Source organism: Bacillus sp. z26, from assembly GCF_058313635.1.
Window position 1 is genome coordinate 384,876 of record NZ_JBZFQM010000002.1, and the last position, 18,188, is coordinate 403,063.

Below are 18,188 nucleotides of genomic sequence, written 5' to 3' on the forward strand. Positions count from 1 at the left end.
CTGTCTTGATAAATTAATGAGTTTTACACTGATCGTAAAGCCCTTTTTCTTTTAGTACACGCAACATAGTTTCGCCCATTACAGCCGGAGTTTCTGCCACTTTTATGCCGCATTCATTCATCACACGGATTTTTTCATCGGCAGTCCCTTTTCCACCCGAAATAATGGCACCCGCATGGCCCATTCGTTTTCCTGGAGGAGCAGTGCGACCCCCGATAAACCCTGTAACAGGTTTTGTCATATTTTCTTTGACCCATTGCGCTGCTTCTTCTTCAGCTGTACCACCTATTTCACCAATCATAATAACCGCATACGTTTCTGGATCTTCATTAAAAGCTTTTAAAACATCAATGAAATCTGTTCCATTGACAGGGTCTCCGCCAATACCGACCGCTGAAGACTGCCCAAAGCCTGCCTGAGTTAGTTGGTGCACGGCTTCATAAGTTAATGTACCAGAGCGGGAAACGACGCCTATATGCCCTTTTTTGTGAATATAACCAGGCATGATTCCTACCTTGCATTCCTCCGGAGTAATTACTCCCGGACAGTTTGGCCCAATCAGACGTGTTTTCTTACCTTCCATATACCGTTTTACCTTCACCATATCCAACACAGGAATATGTTCGGTAATACAGATGACAAGATCTAATTCCGCATCAACTGCTTCAAGAATGGAGTCAGCTGCAAAAGGGGCCGGAACATAGATAACGGAAACATTGGCGCCTGTTGCTTTTTTTGCTTCAATTACAGTATTAAATACAGGAACACCTTCAGCTTCCGTACCACCTTTACCAGGTGTTACACCGCCTACAATTTTAGTACCATATTCAAGCATTTGCTGTGTATGAAAACGGGCCGTAGAGCCAGTAATACCTTGTACAATTACTTTTGAATCTTTATTAACAAATACACTCATTTCATTTATCCTCCAGTCTTAGCCTATTAACGAAACGATTTTTTGTGCACCATCAGCCATTGATTCTGCCGCTGTGACATTAATACCAGATTCCTCTAATATCTTTTTGCCAAGTTCCACATTCGTTCCTTCCAAACGTACTACCAGCGGAACCTGCAAGCCAATTTGCTTGGCTGCTTCGACAACACCCTCTGCAATAACGTCACATTTCATTATGCCGCCAAATATATTTACAAAAATCCCTTTAACATGGCTGTCTGAAAGGATAATTTTAAATGCTTCTGTAACTTTTTCAGCCGTAGCACTGCCTCCAACATCCAGGAAGTTTGCAGGAGTCCCGCCATAGTGATTTATAATATCCATTGTGGACATAGCAAGCCCTGCACCGTTAACCATACAGCCAATATTTCCATCAAGAGAAATATAGCTTAAATCATATTTCGAAGCTTCAATTTCTTTTGGATCCTCTTCTTCAATATCACGGTATGCGACAATATCCTTATGGCGATAAAGAGCATTCTCGTCGAAATTCAGCTTAGCATCCAAAGCCATTACTTCACCGTCACCTGTGATAACCAAAGGATTGATTTCAGCTATGGAACAATCTTTTTCGATGAACGCAGTATAAAGACCATCCATAAATTTAACTGCTTTATTGATTAATTCTTTTGGTATATTAATATTAAAAGCTATTCTTCTAGCTTGGAATGGAGTCAATCCGATTACAGGATCAATAACTTCCTTGAAGATTTTTTCCGGTGTCTTTTCAGCAACTTCCTCAATTTCAGTTCCACCTTCTTCAGAAGCCATTAACACGACTCTTGAAGTGGTTCTGTCAAGAACAAGACCAATATAGTATTCTTTCTTAATATCGCACCCTTCTTCAATAAGTAAGCGTTTTACTTCTTTGCCGTCAGGACCTGTTTGATGTGTCACCAATACTTTGCCGAGTATTTCACCAGCATATGTACGAACCTCATCCAGCGATTTGGCAACCTTGACGCCACCAGCTTTCCCTCTTCCTCCCGCATGGATTTGCGCTTTTACAACAGTAACTGCAGTTCCCAGTTCACTTGCCGCATTAACCGCTTCCTCTACTGAAAAAGCAACTTTTCCATTAGGAACCTTTACCCCGTATTGTCTGAGGATCTCTTTACCTTGATACTCATGGATATTCATTTCTTATCCTCCCATCAAAACTTTCAGACTATAAAAACTATATTGCGTTTTCATTGTATTAAAACTAGTATTCAAAGTCCAATAATTTAAAGCGTTTTCTCCAAATATCGGTAATTTTTTTACCTACTATTACATCAATTAAATTAAAAAGCATACTAAATAAAGGCTGCATTTCCTCTTCATCAGCCCTTATTTAGCATGCCTCACTGAAATTTCCATAAATCTCTTCAACCTTCTAACAGATTTATATTTTGATAAAATTCCATTATTTGATATCTACTTTTTGATCTATTTTGTAAACAAAGGCAAAAACCTCAGCTACAGCCTGATATAACTCCTCAGGTATGGATTGATTAATCTCAAGTTGTGACAGTAACTCTGTAAGACTGGGATCCTTCCGAATTGGAATTTGATATTTTTCAGCTTCCTTTACAATCTGATCCGCTATAATCCCTTTTCCCTTAGCTATTAATTTTGGAGATACATCCTGATTTTCCTCATATTTTAAAACAGAGGCAGTTCTTCTGCTTGTCGTCATATTTTATAATCCACTCCGATATATCCTGATGCAGGATACTTTGGTTTGTCCATATCCAAATTTGTGGTCTTTCTTTGTGTGAAATCGTCTATTTTTACCGTCGATAACAAATAGCCCTTCTCCGCCAGATTTTCCTTTAATATGGGCAAAAGGGAATTCAAAGCTCCATTAGCTTCTTCTTGCTTAACAGTCCATATCTTCAAACTAATGACCCTGTTCTGGATGTTCATATCGATAACGGTATCTTTTAAGTGTAGCAGCTCCAAATAAAATACAATTTTGCAATAAGCAGGATCAATCGTCCCATCTTCACGCTTTCGTCCAGTCCATTGTAAAGTTACATCATTTTCAACTGCAGGAAATGGTACAGGAATCTGCATAAATACATTCTGTAATGGCCCAGTTTCCTGTGATACTAATTGAAATGCGGCTAATCTTGTGAGAATATTCTCAGCCTGATTTTTTAGCAGTATGGGTGTATTTTCAGTCATTAATTGCAGTAATATGTCTTTTAACATACCTGTCCCTTGCTGTTCCGATTGATTCTTTACTCCACCTATTCCCAGTGATTGCATGATAGAATTCAACACTTTGTATAATGTATTGTCTTTATCGAGACTGAGATGACTGAACATATCATTGTTTAAAATTTTCCCCTGGACCTTTACCCATTCTTCAGCTGTTAATTCAGGCGGTCGATTGCTAACCCCCTTATTAACTCTTTCAATCCATTCCTGCAATCTATTAGGGCATTCATTTGATGCAAATGCTTGTCCTTCTTTAAAATATACCCCTGCTTTTTGAATCAGTTCCACATCTTCATCCGAAAAGCTCAAGGCTATTTTTTGAAAGACTTCACTTTTACCTGTTTGAAGAATATCGTCTACCATTTTTGCCATGTGAGTGAATTTGCCAGATTCAGAATTAACCTTAAGTTGTTCATACAATGATTCAAGCATACTAGTTAGCGGTTTTCCTGTTTGCAGGGATAGAAGTGCATCTAATGCGGTTTTATGAACCGGCAGCTGATTCATAAATGCCATTTTAGCTACCGGTAATCCACTGGATGGATTCTCTAATGTATTCAACCAATTTAGTGCAGTCGTAAAACTTTCCTTCGTAACAGCCATCTGATTGGAAGCCACCATTTCAGCCAGTTCTGAACCAAGCTTTGAATTTTTTACTTGGAATAAATTTAATAGTTGATTCGGCAAATCATTTTTGGATCCTCCACTCCCTGATGGCACAACCTTGAGTTGAACCAATCCGTTTTCAAGAAGACTGGCCTGAAACAAATAGCGTACATGGGCTTCAACCGGCACTTCCATTTTTGCCATTAACTTGGTCCCATTCACCACCACTTCCGCCATTTGGTGAGGGTAAAATTTTGTTATCTTACCGGCGAATATTTGACCATCGCGAAAACCCGATGATACTTTGCTATACTCGAGTTTGTTCATCCATGACTCTATGTTCATGACAGGCTGCAAAACATCACACCTCTCTCAGTTCTGTTTATCTTTTAAAGGAGCAAATGTCATCCTGTGCCAATCAACCGGTCCATACTTTTCTATTGCTTCCAGATGACTGCTCGTGCCATATCCCATATGCTTTTCAAAACCATACTGCGGGTAAATCTGCGCATATTCTTTCATGAGCCTATCTCTCGTTTCTTTGGCAATTACTGAAGCCGCTGCAATGGAGATGGATTTAGCATCTCCTTTAATTAACGATATTTGCGGGATTGGCAATTCCAATTCCATCGCATCAATCAAGGCATAATCGGGGAATACTCTTAACTGATTTACTGCGGAAAGCATCGCCTTTTTTGCTGCCTGATATATATTTATTTCATCTATTTCTTGACTGTGGATAATACCAACTCCGACTGCAAGCGCCTTTTCCTGTATGTACTCAAAGTACTGCTCCCTTTTTGCTACAGAGAGTTGTTTGGAATCGTTGAGTCCAGGTAAATAGAACTTTTCAGGCAAGATAACAGCTCCTGCTACTACAGGACCCGCAAGCGGCCCACGCCCAGCCTCATCTATACCTACGATATATTTATATCCTTCTTCTCTTAATTGGCTCTCATAGACGGATATAGACTCGAAATGACGTCTTTCTGCTTCCTTTCTTGCTATCGACTTTTCAAAGACTGACAGAGCTGCCTGAACACCTTTACGATTATCCTGGCGGCATTCCTCAATGAAGGGATCCTCCATAGTTTGTATCTCCATCAATCTATTTTTTATTTCTGATATCGTAAGTAAATTCTTCATTACCCCAGTTTCCTTCCTAGTTATTATCGGTTTATCCAAGCAAATGTAAAGACCCCCATCTCAGGGGGTCTACAATTTATTTATTATACATCAGTTTCCAGATCAGATGGAGATTCAAACGTTAATCTTCCAAATTTTTGTGTACGGATGTCTCTTATAATCAATTCAGCTGTTTTGTCATAATCGACCAAACCGCCCCCTGCTAAACATCCACGGAATTTTCCAATATGGTCAAAGGCCTCCACAATTTCTTCCGGGATTGCATCAAGCTTATACCCTTCCTGCAAACGCGCAGGATAATCCCGTTCCAGGAATTTCAATCCATAGATGGCAATATCATGGAGATTCAGGATTGTATCCTTAATAGCACCCGTTATAGCCAGTTTATAACCTACTTGCTGATCCTCAAACTTTGGCCATAAGATTCCCGGCGTGTCCAATAGTTCAAGTTCCTTACCAACTTTGATCCATTGCTGCGCTTTTGTGACACCTGGCATATTTCCTGTTTTAGCAATATTTTTTCCTGCAAGCCTATTGATTAAAGTAGACTTACCTACATTCGGAATTCCGACAATCATCGCTCGGATTGCACGTGGTTTTATACCTCTTGATTTCATTTTTTCTATTTTTTCTCTCAGCACTTCTTGAGTTCCAGCCATAATGCTTTTCAAGCCGGTTCCCTGATGTGCATTTACCGCCACTGCTTTAATTCCTTTAGCTTCAAAATAGGCCAACCATTGATTTGTTTTACTTTGATCTGCCATATCAGCTTTATTTAAAATAACCAGCCGCGGTTTGTGCTGGATGATTTCATCAATCATCGGATTTCTTGATGATTGAGGTAGCCTTGCATCCACCAACTCAAATATAATATCAACAAGCTTTAATTTTTCTGTTACTTGACGTCGGGCTTTCGCCATATGCCCGGGAAACCATTGTATAGTCATACCTTCACCTTTTCAGTCTTTAGTCAGCAATTCTAAATTCATTTAACGGCCAGTACACAAGACTGGTTTTGCCTAGAATTTCACTTTGCTTTATCGTTCCAATATGGCGGCTATCTTTAGAATATCTGCGATTATCCCCCATTACAAACACTTCACCTTCAGGGACGGTCTCACGGCCAATAATTTCTTCCAGTGTAAACGGTTCAGTTAAAGGTCCGTCAATAACTTGTTCCTTCGCCTCATTCAAATAAGGCTCCTCATAAGCCTTTCCATTAATATAAAGCGTATCATCTTTATATTCTATTTTATCACCAGGTAAACCAATTACTCTTTTAATGTAATCTTTTTCTTCTGTGGCATGAAAAACGACTATATCAAATCGCTCAGGTTCACCGATTTTATAGGATAATTTATTGACTACCATTCTATTTTCATTATGCAGCGTTGGCATCATCGATAAACCATCAACCAATATAGGTGCAAATAGGAAGTATCGGATAACTGCTGCCAATACAACAGCTATAACTAAAGCTTTAATCCACTCAAAGATCTCATTTTTCCCTTTAGATTTACCCATTTTCGAAACACCGCCTATATCTTTCCTTTATGTATAAATATATACATTTCACATCAAAAATCAATAATTTTATATATATAATGTGAAAAAGGAGCTTGTGCAAGCACAAGCTCCCTGTATCCACTCACGTTACACACGTAATTATCGGATTTCTTTAATACGCGCTGCTTTACCACGTAGGTTACGCAAGTAATAAAGCTTAGCACGACGTACTTTACCGCGACGGATAACTTCCAATTTAGCGATACGTGGTGTGTGCATTGGGAATGCACGTTCAACACCTACACCATAGGAAATTTTGCGGACTGTGAAAGTTTCACTGATTCCGCCTCCGCGACGCTTAATTACTACGCCTTCGTATACCTGAATACGTTCACGAGTTCCCTCAACAACCTTAACGTGTACTCTTACAGTATCACCGGCACGGAAAGAAGGAAGATCCGTTCTTAATTGATCCTTCGTGATTTCTTCGATTAATTTATGCATCGTATTCAACTCCTTCCACCCAATGCTCTTATCAGCCCTTTAAGATCATGACAGCGGAACATTGTTATAAAGAGAAAAGGCTTTACACCCTAACTCACAAACAGTATCTTATCACATAAAACACCTGATTTGCAACTATCTATCTTCACTTTTTATTTCTTCCAGCCATTTTTTTTCTACTTCAGATAACTCATAATGCTCCAATAGATCAGGACGTCTTTGCCAAGTTCTGCGCAGAGATTCTTTTTTTCTCCATTCATCAATATATTTATGATTACCCGATACAAGAACATCTGGTACCTTCATTCCGCGAAAATCAGCTGGGCGGGTATAATGGGGATGCTCAAGAAGACCTGAACTAAATGAGTCCAGTACCGGTGAATCCTCATTGCCCAGAACTCCAGGCAAGAGACGAACAACACTATCAATGATCACCATGGCTCCAAGCTCTCCGCCGGTTAATACGAAATCACCGATTGATATTTCATCAGTCACGGCATATTCTCTAATCCGCTCGTCATACCCTTCATAATGTCCGCATACAAAAATAAGCTGATCTTCCTTCGCCAGCTCTTCCGCCTTGGCTTGGGTGTAGCGTTCCCCTTGTGGACATAGAAGGATAACCCTTGGCTTCTTCTCCTGCTCTTCCGGGGTGATTTTTTCTAAGCAATCGAAAATCGGCTGAGGCTTCAAAACCATCCCAGCTCCGCCGCCATATGGATAATCATCTACAGATTGATGCTTGTTATCAGAGTAGTCCCGAAAATTATGTGTATGATATTCCACTGCTTTTTTTTCAGCAGCCTTCTTAAGGATGGAAGATCCAAAGACACCACTGAACATTTCCGGGAATAATGTAAGGATATCAATTCTCATTACTCCAGCAGTCCTTCCATGGGATCAATCGTAATCATTTTAGTATCTACATCAATTTCTTTTACGACATCATCGATATAAGGAATTAAAACTTCTTTACCGCTTTTTCCTTGGATGACCCATACATCATTCGCGCCCGGTGAAAGAATTTCTTTTACCACACCGATTTCGGTACCATCTGCAGTACACACCGTACATCCAATGATTTCATGGTAATAATACTCTCCTTCACCAAGGCTGCTCATTTGTTCCTCGGTAATTTTTAGAACTCCCTCTTTATAAGCTTCTACCGCTTCTATCGTGTCATGACCGGCAAACGTCAACAAATAAAAGTTCTTGTGTTGCCTTGAAGATTGCACAGTAACTTCAATCGGTTGATCAGAATTCTTTTTGAAGATATATAATGTGCTTCCCTTCTTATATCGTTCTTCCGGAAAATCTGTACTTGAAACAATTCTTACCTCACCTTTAATTCCGTGAGTATTGACAATCTTCCCAACTTTAAACCACTTTTGCATTTCTTTCTGTTCACCTCTATTTAAATTCATCAATGATGCCATCTTTTATGATGATTGTTTTAGTTTGTACAACTTCTTCCCAATTTTGCCCTACTTCAATATCAATTATCGACTGAACTTCACGTTCCTTCAATTCACTTCCATAAGGAAGAATATCAAGCTGTTGTATTTGAAAGTCGAGCAACTTCACCTTTTCTTTGCGTATATCAATTTCTTTCTCAAAATGAGTTATTAAACTAGCTGGCTGGAATTTCTTTGTTTTTTCCAATTTTTTTAATTCAAAACGCAACTGATCACATTCTTTATTCAGCACGTTTTTTTTAGATTCAAATTGCTCCAGCAGCTGCTGCTTGCTCTTTTCTGTCAATACCTGTTTCACTATAACATTTTGAAGTATTTTCATTACGGCACCTCTTTCCTACATACCAATCAACCTATTTTAGTACGGCACTAAAGGAATCGTAAAAACTGTCCATTATAAGCATCATTATAGTTACTTTCTTTTGCGGTAATATGTATGGATGTCTCCACTTAAAAATCAAACAAATCCCCATCAGCATTCCTAAGTTAATACTATCCCGAAACCACCTAAAAAGACAACAAAAAGCTGAAAGAGCTCGTTCAGGAGTGAGGAGCATAAGACAGAGGCTCGAAAGGGGGATTTTCCCTGTAGAGGCTATGCTTATGACCCGAACTCCTAGCTCTTGAAGCTAGATTGAACAAAAAGCTGAAGGGCCTCGCCCAGAAGCGAGGAGCATAAGACAAAGGCTCGGAGGGGACGGTCTCCCCCGTAGAGGTTTTGCTTATGTCCTGAGCTTCTAGGCCCTGAAGCTAGATTGAACAAAAAGCTGAAAGAGCTCGTCTTAAGGAACGAAGGCTAAGATCGCCACGTCCTGTGGCAACGTCTTCGTGACCTACATCCTGTAGGCCTCCGAAAAGCATAAGACGAATACTCGAAGGGTGGTCTTCTCCCTTAGAGTATTTGCTTATGACTCGAGGGCCTAGGAGTTGAAGCTAGATTAGACAAAAAGCTGAAGGGCCTCGTTTTAAGGAACGAAGACTACACAAAATACTAAATTGGTTGGATTCTCGACTAGTTTGGCTGGATCCCTGCGCAGTTTGGCAGGATTCCAGCTCATTTGGACTGGTTGCCGCACACCTTGTTCCATTAATAATTAAGAAAACTTTATTTGTCGATAAATCTATAGTGATTAAGCTAATGTATAACTTTAAATAATCACCACAACCGAATCCTATAAGAACATCATCACGCTACTCTGCCCCCCTGAGGAGGACAAGTGGCTCTAAGGGGGGTAAGCCATAACCACTCCTAGTACCTCACCAAAGATTCATGAGTATATAAGAAAAAGGAGGGATTACTCCCTCCTTTTTTTCAATCGCGTATTTCCAGATAGACTTTTTTGTCATTCTTGGATGCAGCGGTATACACTACTGTTCGAATAGCTTTAGCTACGCGCCCCTGCTTGCCAATTATTTTACCCATGTCATTTTGATTGACTGAAAGGGCGTAAACAATCTTACTGGCTTGTTCATCCATTGATACGGTCACGTCATCCGGATGATCGACAAGAGGCTTTACGATTGTTTCAATCAGTTCTATCATAACGGACCTTTATATTACTTGCTTTGCTTCGCGTTGTGGAATTTTTCCATGATGCCTTCTTTAGACAACAAGTTACGAACTGTGTCAGATGGTTTAGCACCATTTTGAAGCCATTGTAGAGTAAGTTCCTCGTCAATTTTCACTTCAGCTGGGTTTACAACCGGGTTGTAAGTTCCAACAGTTTCAATGAAACGACCGTCACGAGGAGAACGAGAATCTGCTACTACAATACGATAGAAAGGGGACTTTTTAGCACCCATACGTTTTAAACGAATTTTTACTGCCATTTTATACTTGCACCTCCGAATAGTATCACACAAGATAGTATATTACCAAATCTATATACCCTTGTAAAGTGTTTTTTCTTAACACCTATATTTTTTTACATGAAAGGTAGCTTAAAGCCGCCTTTTTTCTTGCCTTTTTGCTGCATGCCAGTCATTTGCTTCATCATTTTCTTCATGTCTTCGAATTGTTTCAGAAGGCGGTTTACTTCCTGAATCGGTCTTCCGCTTCCTTTGGCAATCCGTTTACGTCTGCTGGCATTGATAATTTCAGGCTGTTCCTTCTCTTTCTTAGTCATTGATTGAATAATAGCTTCTACGTGAGCAATTTGTTTATCATCAATGGAAAGATTGTTCATTCCTTTAATTTTATTTGCACCTGGAAGCATTTTTAATATATCATCCAACGGTCCCATTTTTTTGACCTGTGCAAGTTGTTCCAGGAAATCATCAAATGTGAAGGAGGCTGTACGCATCTTCTTCTCAAGCTCACGCGCTTTATCTTCATCCACATCCGTTTGAGCCTTCTCAATCAGTGTGAGAACATCGCCCATTCCAAGAATCCTGGAAGCCATTCGTTCAGGGTGGAATGGTTCAAGTGCATCCAGCTTCTCGCCCATACCGACAAATTTAATCGGTTTTTCAGCTACTGAACGAATAGATAATGCTGCACCACCACGTGTATCTCCATCCAGTTTGGTTAAAATAACACCGGTGATTTCGAGTTGGTCGTTAAAGCTTTTAGCTACATTGACTGCATCCTGTCCGGTCATTGCATCTACAACTAAGAAAATTTCATCAGGTTTCACAGCTTCTTTAATTTCAGCCAATTCACCCATCAAATTCTCATCAATATGCAAACGCCCTGCCGTATCAACTAACACATAATCACAATGCTCTTCTTTAGCTTTGGCAACCCCTTGCTTGGCAATTTCTACGGGACTAACTTGATCTCCCAGAGAAAATACCGGCATACTGAGTTGAGTACCTAATGTTTCAAGCTGCTTAATCGCTGCGGGACGATAAATATCGGCAGCAACAAGCATTGGTTTACGATTATATTTTTTACGGAGCAGATTAGCCAGTTTACCGGTAGTTGTTGTTTTACCGGCCCCCTGTAAACCAACCATAAGGATAACAGTTGGCGGACGGTTTGAAACAGCAATCTTACTTTGTTCCCCACCCATTAATTCCGTCAATTCTTCCTTAACAACCTTGATTACCTGCTGACCAGGTGTCAAGCTCTTTAAAACTTCTTGACCAATAGCCCTTTCATTGACACGTTTGATAAAATCCTTAACTACTTTAAAGTTAACATCCGCTTCAAGAAGTGCGAGTTTTACTTCTCTCATCATTTCTTTTACATCGGCTTCCGTAACTTTACCCTTGCCTCGAATTCTTTGCAATGTGCCCTGCAGTCGGTCGGCTAAACCTTCAAATGCCATTATGCCGCCTCCTAATCTAACTTTTCAAGAGATGCTATAATCTCAATCAGTTGTTCTTTAACATGTTTTTCATTAATCTGTTCTGTTAAACTTCCTAACTTATTGAGCAAAAGGCTGCGTTCCTGTGATTTATGAAACAGTAAAAGCTTAGCCTCGTATTCTTCAAGCATCGCTTCTGTTCGCTTAATATTATCATAAACGGCCTGGCGGCTCACCTCATATTCATCGGCAATCTCACCCAGGGAATAATCGTCCAGATAATACAGAGACATATAACTTTTTTGCTTCGGTGTCAGCAATGATTGATAGAAGTCATATAGGTAATTGATCCGCATTGTTTTCTCAAGCATTACTGACCCTCCAACTCTGTTAAGTGAAATACCTTTACAATATACAAGTTTAATCGGTAAATCAAAGAATGTCAAGAACCCATTCCTAAAGAGATAAAGCTAGTTTTACCAAGGTTTTTAGGTCAATGTAAGATTCAGAATAGAAGGCAGAACCTGACTCATTTGTTTCGTAAAATAACAGATTATTTCAATGATTAGCGCTGTCCCGCTCTCTTAAACAGCTCCTCCCTATATTGATTGTTACAAGGAACAATGAAGCATCATAAGAATTCGCAAGTCTACTATATATAATATTTCTGTTACACCTTTATTACATAACGAAAGAGCCTGAGATTGATCCCAGACTCTCCCTATCGTACAGGTTTATTCTTCTGCTTTGTCTACTAATTCAGCAAACAGGCCATACACAAATTGTTCAGCATCAAATACTTGCAAATCATCTATTTGCTCTCCCAAACCTGCAAATTTAACAGGTATGCCGAGCTCATTGCGAATCGCAATGACGATTCCGCCTTTCGCTGTCCCGTCCAGCTTTGTCAGAACAATCCCGGAAACATCCGTTGCTTCCTTAAACGTTTTTGTTTGGATTAGTGCATTCTGTCCTGTTGTGGCATCGAGAACTAACAGCACTTCATGTGGAGCACCTGGGATTTCCCGCTCAATAACTTTTTTAACCTTTTCAAGCTCTTTCATAAGGTTAACCTTATTTTGCAATCTCCCCGCAGTGTCGCACAGAAGAATATCCGCTTTACGTGATTTGGCAGCCTGTACGGCATCGTACATAACCGCAGCAGGATCGGAACCGGCACCTTGCTTAATGACGTCTACGCCAACCCGGTCTCCCCATACTTCCAATTGTTCGATGGCACCGGCTCGGAATGTATCACCTGCTGCCAAAAGCACCTTTTTACCCTCACTCTTATATTTATGAGCAAGCTTCCCAATCGTTGTCGTTTTACCAACACCATTTACTCCAACAAACAGGATGACGGTCAGCTGTCCGTCCTGAATATTAACCGCATTAGTTTGCTCCTCGCCAGCCTGATAAATTTCTACAAGCTTTTCGGAAATAACACTTTGTACGTCTTTTGTATCTTTAATATTGCGGCGTTTAACTTCGAATTTCAATTTATCAATCAGTTCCATAACGGTCTCGACACCGATATCTGCCTGAATCATAACGTCTTCAAGCTCCTCAAAGAAGTCTTCATCCACTTCTCTGTAGCGAGCAACCAAATCATTGACCTTTTCGGAGAATGAGTCCCTTGTTTTGGTCAATCCCTGTTTAAACTTTTCAGATGTAGTACTTGTCTGTTCAGTAAATTTTTCTTTTAGCTTCTTAAAAAAACTCATGTATTTACCACCTTTATGTTGATTCAATCAATTCCCTGGATTCCTCCAGACGGACAGATACCAGCTTTGAAACTCCTGATTCCTGCATCGTAACACCGTACAGAACATCAGCTTCTTCCATTGTTCCCTTACGATGTGTTATCACGATAAATTGGGTCTCTTTACTGTATTGCTTTAAATACTGGCTAAAACGGTATACATTCGCTTCATCAAGCGCTGCTTCCACTTCATCCAGTATACAGAACGGTACCGGTCTTACCCGCAAAATCGCGAATAAAAGTGCGATTGCCGTTAATGCACGTTCTCCGCCTGATAATAAGCTGAGATTCTGCAACTTTTTACCCGGCGGCTGCGCAATAATTTCCACACCAGTATTCAGTATATCATTCGGATCCGTTAATTTAAGTTCTGCTCGTCCTCCACCAAACAACGATGGAAACACCACATTGAATTCCTTTTTTATCGCATTGAAGGTAATCTCAAAACGGCGCTTCATTTCTTCGTCCATTTCCTCAATAACATCAAACAATGTATCTTTTGCTTCCTGCAGATCATCTCTTTGGGCAGATAAAAATTCATATCGCTCAGAAACACGGTCATACTCTTCAATTGCACCGATATTGACTGTTCCCAGCTCTTCAATGGAAAGCTTGATTAATTTGACTTTCCGTTTGGCTTCTTCAGGTTCCACCGTAAGTTGATATTGCTTTTTAGCCGCTTCAAATGTGAGCATGTATTCTTCTCTCAGCGTATCTAGTCGGGCATCCATTTCTACATCTAATCGATTCAGCTTAATTTCTTCATCTTTTAATGTTTCAGTTAAACCTCTATATTGACGTTTCCACTCTTTTAGTTCAACTTCACTTTCTTCAACAAGCTTTAATAATTCTTCTCGCTTTGTACGCAATGCCTTTATATCACGTACCGCTTGTTCTTTCTGTTCAAGCTTCTCTGCCGCAGTTTGTTCCAAATTGGTTTCACCTGTGGAACTCGATGACATTTCGCCATTTAACAGGGAAAGATCTTCTTCACTATCACGTATGTTTTGTTTTACTTCATTCAATTCAGACGTCAAACGCTCCACTTCATTTTGTTGATGCTGGAGCTGTTCTGTTTTTGAGGCTAATTGAATCTTTAGTTCATTCAATTCCTCAACCAGGACATCCTTACTCGATTGATCCATCAGCTTTTGCTCGGTATACCTGCTAATATCAGCATCCATTTGTTTTATGGATAAATCGTAAGCGGAAAGGTTGTTTATCAATTCTTTCTTACGATTTTCTTTCATATGACGCTCTTCATCGAGCGAAGATTTTTCCATATCATAAATGGTCAAGCGTTCATTAACATTGCGTTCTTCAATTTTCAATTCCCGTATTTGTCCTTTAATGGACTCTTCATTCAGACGAAGGGTCTCCCCGGCTTCACGAAGGCGGGTGACTTGTTTTTCAGACTCAGCTAAATCCGCTTTTATTTTCTTAACATGCGCTTCCAGTTTAGCTGTTTGTTCTTCCATTTGAGAGATTTTATCGACCAGCTCTTCTTTTTCACCCTTACGCGAAAGAATTGAAGAACCAGATTGCCTGTTTGCTCCGCCCGTCATCGCTCCTCCAGGACTGACAATATCTCCTTCAAGAGTGACAATTCTATATCTATATCCGGCAAGTTTTGCAATTTCGTTGGCCCCAACCAAATCTTTTACAATGAAAACATTACCCAAAAGACTCGCTATGACGTCTTTATATTTCTCATCAAACTGCACAAGATCAGCAGCAAGCCCAATAAAGGCCTGATGGGACGCGGCAGTCTGCAATATCTGTAATGGAACATGCTTGCCTTTGATAGTTGATAAAGGCAAAAACGTAGCTCTCCCCAACCGGTTTCGTTTTAAGAAGGCGATTGCTGAACGGGCATGTTGTTCTTCTTCTACAACGATATTTTGTAAAGCTCCGCCTAATGCAGTCTCAATCGCAATAGCATAATCCTTTGGCACGTGAAGCAATTCAGCAATAGCTCCCTCAATTCCATGTAAATTTTTATTCTTTTCTTTCAGAATCTCCTTTACACCTTGGAAAAATCCGGAGTAGTCCTCTTCCATCTCTTCAAGCATTTCTTTTCTTGATTTTGCTTTTTGTAAGTATTGATAAGCCTGATAAAGAGTTTTTTCTTGTTTTTCATATTGAGTCTTTAAATTTTCATGTGAGCGCTGCAAGTCGCGATAACGGTGAATTTGATTTTCCAAATCATGCTGGATGGCATGAAGGCGAATTTCCGTTTCCTTCAAACGAGCTGTAACCTGTTCCCTGGAAGACAATAATTTTTCATTATCCCGATCCAGCTTTGCATGTTTATTTTGCTGCTGGCTTAATTGCTGTTCCAGATAGGTTAGCTCATGTTTTGCCGCTGCCTGCTGATTTAACTGTTCAATGTACTCACTTTTTAACGCATCAATCTTAGCTTCCAAATCTCCATCAAAGTTACTGAGCAAACTTTGTTTCTCTTGCAATTTCTGTTTCGATTTTTTCGTTTCAGCCTGTAGATGATGTAACCTACCCATTTTTTCATCTCGGATAGTTGTTACCTGAATTAATTTATCTCTCCAAATTTGCAAACTTTTTTCGAGATGCTGCTTATTTTGGCTCGCATTCTTCATTCTTTCAATTAGGACTTGCTTACGCCCCTCTACCTTCTCCAGTTCTTCACTGACAGATAACAAGGTAGACTGCAGTGATTGAACTCGATTATCAAGCTCTGTTAATTGTAAGCGAATCGCCTCTACTTCAGATTCTTTATCCTGAATTAATAAACTGAATTCGGAATCCTTTGTTTGATGCTCTTTTAGCTGTTTTGACAAAGCTGTCCATTTTTCATGAAGGACCTCTATCTCGTATACAAGCAAGGCAGCTTCAAACTCCTCAAGCTCCTCTTTTTGCTGAAGATAATCACGGGCGATAGATGCCTGGATTTGAAGCGGCTCCACCTGCCCCTCCAATTCATGCAGAATATCATGAACACGGTTTAGGTTAGCTCTTGTTTCCTCCAGCTTAACTTCCGCTTTCTTTTTCCTCGTTTTATATTTTAATACACCAGCTGCTTCTTCAAATATCGTGCGTCGTTCTTCAGCTTTACTACTTAAAATTTCTTCTACTTTTCCCTGGCTTATGATTGAAAAAGCTTCCTTCCCAAGGCCTGAATCCATGAATAAGTCAACGATGTCTTTAAGTCGACATGGTTTTTTATTAATGAAAAAGTCACTGTCACCAGAACGGGTTACCCTTCTTGTGACACTAACTTCATGGAAATCAATCGGAAGGAACTGACTCTCATTATTTAATGTTAGCGTAACTTCCGCAAAGTTAAGAGCTTTTCTGGAGTCACTTCCAGCAAAGATAATGTCCTCCATTTTGGTTCCTCTTAACGATTTTGCAGATTGTTCACCCAACACCCAACGAATTGAATCTGTTATATTGCTTTTGCCACTCCCATTCGGACCTACCACAGCAGTTACACCTGAGACAAATTCAACGGAGATACGTTCAGCAAAAGATTTAAATCCTACTATATCCAACTGTTTCAAAAACAATTGTTTATCTTCTGACATGGTACCCAACTGCCTTTTAATTATTTATTTACTGCTTTTCTGCAAGTGAATAAGTGCTTGCTGTGCAGCATGCTGTTCTGCTTCTTTTTTTGACTTGCCTTTACCTGCCCCAAACTCCTGTCCATTCAGGGATACTCTCGCTATAAATTCTCTGTTATGAGCAGGGCCTTTTTCATTCAGTATTTTGTACTCCAGTATACCAATTCCGTCTTTTTGAACCAATTCCTGCAGCTGGCTCTTAAAATCCATCACATGAGAAAAAGCACCGTTATTAATTTTTGGATAGACTGATTTATTTAAAAATTCAATCACAACATCTAATCCCTGATCTAAATATAAGGCGCCGATAAACGCTTCGAAGACATCTGCCAGAAGAGCCGGTCGTTCTCTTCCACCTGTCATTTCCTCCCCTTTACCCAATAAAATTAAAGGTCCAAAAGAAAATTCAAGGGCAAATTTAACAAGGGAAGGTTCACAAACAATTGCCGCCCTAAGTTTTGTTAACTCTCCTTCACTCATCGTATTGAACTTTTTGTATAAGAATTGCGATACAGTTAATTCCAGCACCGCATCCCCTAAAAATTCCAATCTTTCATTATCTTCATATGGTTTTCGACGATGCTCATTCACATAGGATGAATGTGTAAATGCTTGTTTTAATAGGTTGATGTTGTTAAATGATACACCAAGCCTTTCCTGAAATGCTATGAAATCCGCATCAGTATTTGTCTTTCGTTTACTTTTCTGCATATTGACCCCCTGCTAAATCTGACTAAAAAGTTTCTCACATTTTAGTATATATAAATCCATAGAAATGGAAAAGGTACAAAAAGAAACGTCTTCCTTTAATCTAAGTGTTTTTCATATATACAGACATCTTATATAATAGCATGAAAAGCCCCGTATTTATACGGAGCTTTTCAAAGGAAACTAATTAGTTTTGGCTTTTTATGTAGTTCACAGCATCGCCAACTGTTGCAATTTTTTCAGCATCATCATCTGAAATTTCCATACCGAATTCATCTTCAAGTTCCATAACTAATTCAACTACATCAAGTGAATCAGCACCAAGATCATCTTTAAAAGAAGCTTCAAGTGTAACTTCGGATTCGTCTACACCAAGGCGATCCACGATTATTTTAGATACTTTTTCTAGTACGTCTGACACAACTTCACCTCCCTTCAAGCATCATACCCTAGTCTATTGTACAAGGG

At 39.6% G+C, this 18,188-nt stretch carries 19 protein-coding genes; all 19 read right to left on the reverse strand.

Annotated elements, in window-relative coordinates:
• Window positions 1-13: 13 nt before the first annotated feature.
• The gene (gene sucD / locus AC4G3K_RS07075) at window positions 14-916 is read right to left on the reverse strand and encodes a succinate--CoA ligase subunit alpha (RefSeq protein WP_491132897.1); all 903 of its coding nucleotides are present in this window, start codon (window positions 914-916) and stop codon (window positions 14-16) included.
• Between the two features lie 18 nt (window positions 917-934).
• Window positions 935-2,095, reverse strand: a complete 1,161-nt coding sequence (gene sucC / locus AC4G3K_RS07080; RefSeq protein ID WP_491132898.1) for an ADP-forming succinate--CoA ligase subunit beta — start codon at window positions 2,093-2,095, stop codon at window positions 935-937.
• A gap of 265 nt (window positions 2,096-2,360) precedes the next feature.
• Window positions 2,361-2,633 carry an EscU/YscU/HrcU family type III secretion system export apparatus switch protein gene (locus AC4G3K_RS07085; RefSeq protein ID WP_491076876.1) on the reverse strand — a complete coding sequence of 91 codons (273 nt, stop codon included), beginning with the start codon at window positions 2,631-2,633 and terminating at the stop codon, window positions 2,361-2,363.
• Entirely contained in the window at window positions 2,630-4,123 is a 1,494-nt protein-coding gene (locus tag AC4G3K_RS07090) for a hypothetical protein (protein ID WP_491132899.1), read from the reverse strand. The genes AC4G3K_RS07085 and AC4G3K_RS07090 overlap by 4 nt, the downstream gene beginning before the upstream one ends.
• Window positions 4,124-4,138: 15 nt before the next feature.
• Window positions 4,139-4,912 (reverse strand): ribonuclease HII, encoded by a 774-nt coding sequence (gene rnhB, locus AC4G3K_RS07095; protein ID WP_491076874.1) that lies wholly within the window; start codon window positions 4,910-4,912, stop codon window positions 4,139-4,141.
• A gap of 83 nt (window positions 4,913-4,995) precedes the next feature.
• Window positions 4,996-5,859, reverse strand: coding sequence for a ribosome biogenesis GTPase YlqF (gene ylqF, locus AC4G3K_RS07100; protein WP_491076873.1), 864 nt, complete (start codon window positions 5,857-5,859; stop codon window positions 4,996-4,998).
• 19 nt (window positions 5,860-5,878) lie between these two features.
• The gene (gene lepB / locus AC4G3K_RS07105; RefSeq protein WP_491076872.1) at window positions 5,879-6,436 is read right to left on the reverse strand and encodes a signal peptidase I; all 558 of its coding nucleotides are present in this window, start codon (window positions 6,434-6,436) and stop codon (window positions 5,879-5,881) included.
• Between the two features lie 141 nt (window positions 6,437-6,577).
• Window positions 6,578-6,922: a 50S ribosomal protein L19 gene (gene rplS / locus AC4G3K_RS07110; RefSeq protein ID WP_491076871.1), complete on the reverse strand. Its 345-nt coding sequence runs from the start codon at window positions 6,920-6,922 to the stop codon at window positions 6,578-6,580.
• Window positions 6,923-7,057: 135 nt separating this feature from the next.
• The gene (gene trmD, locus AC4G3K_RS07115) at window positions 7,058-7,798 is read right to left on the reverse strand and encodes a tRNA (guanosine(37)-N1)-methyltransferase TrmD (protein WP_491076870.1); all 741 of its coding nucleotides are present in this window, start codon (window positions 7,796-7,798) and stop codon (window positions 7,058-7,060) included.
• Complete coding sequence (gene rimM, locus AC4G3K_RS07120) at window positions 7,798-8,316, reverse strand: ribosome maturation factor RimM (protein WP_491133245.1); 519 nt, start codon at window positions 8,314-8,316, stop codon at window positions 7,798-7,800. The genes trmD and rimM overlap by 1 nt, the downstream gene beginning before the upstream one ends.
• Before the next feature lie 16 nt (window positions 8,317-8,332).
• Window positions 8,333-8,719: a YlqD family protein gene (locus AC4G3K_RS07125; protein WP_491076869.1), complete on the reverse strand. Its 387-nt coding sequence runs from the start codon at window positions 8,717-8,719 to the stop codon at window positions 8,333-8,335.
• Between the two features lie 990 nt (window positions 8,720-9,709).
• Window positions 9,710-9,940 (reverse strand): KH domain-containing protein, encoded by a 231-nt coding sequence (locus AC4G3K_RS07130; RefSeq protein WP_491076868.1) that lies wholly within the window; start codon window positions 9,938-9,940, stop codon window positions 9,710-9,712.
• Window positions 9,941-9,954: 14 nt separating this feature from the next.
• On the reverse strand, window positions 9,955-10,227 hold the full coding sequence (gene rpsP / locus AC4G3K_RS07135; protein WP_491076867.1) for a 30S ribosomal protein S16: 273 nt from the start codon (window positions 10,225-10,227) through the stop codon (window positions 9,955-9,957).
• Window positions 10,228-10,322: 95 nt separating this feature from the next.
• The gene (gene ffh, locus AC4G3K_RS07140; protein ID WP_491132900.1) at window positions 10,323-11,669 is read right to left on the reverse strand and encodes a signal recognition particle protein; all 1,347 of its coding nucleotides are present in this window, start codon (window positions 11,667-11,669) and stop codon (window positions 10,323-10,325) included.
• Between the two features lie 11 nt (window positions 11,670-11,680).
• Entirely contained in the window at window positions 11,681-12,019 is a 339-nt protein-coding gene (locus AC4G3K_RS07145; RefSeq protein ID WP_491132901.1) for a putative DNA-binding protein, read from the reverse strand.
• Window positions 12,020-12,382: 363 nt separating this feature from the next.
• Entirely contained in the window at window positions 12,383-13,372 is a 990-nt protein-coding gene (ftsY, locus tag AC4G3K_RS07150) for a signal recognition particle-docking protein FtsY (protein ID WP_491076864.1), read from the reverse strand.
• Between the two features lie 13 nt (window positions 13,373-13,385).
• Window positions 13,386-16,955: a chromosome segregation protein SMC gene (gene smc / locus AC4G3K_RS07155; protein WP_491077186.1), complete on the reverse strand. Its 3,570-nt coding sequence runs from the start codon at window positions 16,953-16,955 to the stop codon at window positions 13,386-13,388.
• 42 nt (window positions 16,956-16,997) lie between these two features.
• Window positions 16,998-17,723, reverse strand: coding sequence for a ribonuclease III (rnc, locus tag AC4G3K_RS07160; protein WP_491132902.1), 726 nt, complete (start codon window positions 17,721-17,723; stop codon window positions 16,998-17,000).
• 184 nt (window positions 17,724-17,907) lie between these two features.
• Window positions 17,908-18,141 (reverse strand): acyl carrier protein, encoded by a 234-nt coding sequence (locus tag AC4G3K_RS07165; RefSeq protein ID WP_491076862.1) that lies wholly within the window; start codon window positions 18,139-18,141, stop codon window positions 17,908-17,910.
• Between the last annotated feature and the right edge of the window lie 47 nt (window positions 18,142-18,188).